The organism is Zavarzinella formosa DSM 19928 (genome assembly GCF_000255705.1).
Lineage (GTDB): Bacteria > Planctomycetota > Planctomycetia > Gemmatales > Gemmataceae > Zavarzinella > Zavarzinella formosa.
This window is the reverse complement of record NZ_JH636448.1, coordinates 1-1715: the sequence shown is the minus strand read 5'-3', so window position 1 is coordinate 1715 and position 1715 is coordinate 1. Positions and strand designations below refer to the sequence as shown.

Annotated in this window: 3 protein-coding genes; all 3 read right to left on the bottom strand. The window is 63.1% G+C overall.

The genetic code is table 11. The features are described 5' to 3' along the window. On the bottom strand, positions 1-234 hold a 234-nt coding region (locus BGIM_RS66710), incomplete at its 3' end, for a helix-turn-helix domain-containing protein (protein ID WP_202947374.1). Then, positions 216-938 (bottom strand): hypothetical protein, encoded by a 723-nt coding sequence (locus BGIM_RS0138640; protein ID WP_020474967.1) that lies wholly within the window; start codon positions 936-938, stop codon positions 216-218. The genes BGIM_RS66710 and BGIM_RS0138640, both read right to left, overlap by 19 nt. A gap of 150 nt (positions 939-1088) precedes the next feature. Continuing rightward, the coding region (locus BGIM_RS0138635; RefSeq protein WP_020474966.1) for a transposase at positions 1089-1715 on the bottom strand (627 nt) is incomplete at its 5' end.

Below are 1715 nucleotides of genomic sequence, written 5' to 3'. Positions count from 1 at the left end.
GGGGCCGGGCGGCTCGGGGGTGAACGCGGCCGTGCCGCGGGCGAGGAACCCCTTGAGGGCGGCCCGGGTGGTGTGCGGGTGGCAGCCGAGATGTCCGGCAATCCGGGGAGCCGACCAGCCGGCGTCGAACAACAGGATCATTTCCAGCCGGTTTCGGGAAACGGCCGGGAGATTTGCCCGACGCAGGGCTTGCAGTTCGACGCGTTGGGTGTCAGTCAAATGAAGGTGTAACATGAAACATTATACCCATCCCCGGCTACGTGCTTAGACACGCCGATGCGCAGATCTTGGTAGCGGTTGAAGCGGGCGTTCGTGCCGTTAATGATCACGGGCGTTGCCGCCGTGACGGAACTCGGCTCGCGGTTGTCCGTGGACAGCGGGGTCGAGAACGCCCGCTTGCTGTTAATCCAGACGCTCACCGTGACTCCCGAGGAGAAGCCACTCGTCTGGAGTTGGGCGGCAACGAGCGAACCCGAGAACGCGGTCACCAACGTCGCGCCCGAGCCCGGCACGGCGTTGGCTTGCGGGCCGAACAGTGGGAATCGCTCGTAGACGCGTTCCCGTTTATACAGCGGAGCGGCCGTGCCTTGGGAAACCAGTGTCATGCCCGTCGATCCTGCCGCCGACACCTCAAGAGAATCGGCGTCGGTGCAGATAATTCCCCCGTTCACGGCGGTGAAGTTCTTGTTCGTGCCCCCGAAGGTCAGTCCAAGAGTGGTTCCGCAGGACAACGACCCGAGCGAACTGGACTGGAGGAAGGCACACGAGACGGTGTTCTGAAACGTCACACCCGCTCTCACCACGAGAGTGCCGGAGGACGCGAGGCTGTCTTGGGCGCGCAGAGTCCTTCCGGATGCGGTCCCGATGAACTCTAGGAGCAAGCCGGGGTCGATGGTTCCCGCCGTTCCTCCATTCTGGATGAGAAGGCCACCCGTCATCGTGTCGCCGCTTGTGTTCACATAGCGGGGGCGAAGGCGGTGCGGAGTGAGCCGGTGGACGAGCGGAAGTAAAGACCATTGAAGCGGGTCTCGAGCGAGCCGGTGGAGGAACGGAAATACAGTCCGTTAAAACGAGTCTCTAGTGCAGGTTCAGGCGAACTTCTTCCGTTTCTTGGGCGGGTCGGTCTGTTGAAGGTGTTGATGCCGAGGGCAGCCGTAGTAATCGCACGCCCGTGTCTCGACCTCCGAGGCGCTCAACACCCGCTCCGGTTCCACGATGGCCCTTTTGCCATGCACCCATTTGGGCTCGATGGTGTTCAGCCACGGACTCTTGCTCGGCAACCGGCACGCCACCAGCCGAATCCCGCCCTCTTGTTTGACTCGCTGATTGTGTTCCGCGATCCACGCCCGCACTTTGGCGCTGATGTGCCAGGAGGCATTGTCCCAGACCATCAGCAGGGCCTTCTTCCCTTCCGCCGCCAGTTCCGCGCAGACCCAAGCCAGATAGTCGGTCGTGACCTGACTGACCGGACGGCCGTCCACAAACCGGAGCATCATCCCGCCCGTGTCGGCCCGCAACAACCCGTAACAGGCCAGCGCCTTGGAATCGGCGTCGGCGGGGGCCAGCGCGAGTTCCTGCAACCGCTTGGGCTTCCCCGCCGCCCAGACATGGAGGTTCGGCTGGGCCAGACGACTCCACCAACATTCGTCTTGGAACCCCAAAACCCAATCGGGATGGGTTTCGGCCAGCCGGATCAGGCGGTCACGGGCTTTTTT

Bases quoted from the DNA above. Each gene is read 5' to 3' on its own strand.
- BGIM_RS0138640 (WP_020474967.1), bottom strand. From the start codon at position 938: ATGACGGGTGGCCTTCTCATCCAGAATGGAGGAACGGCGGGAACCATC.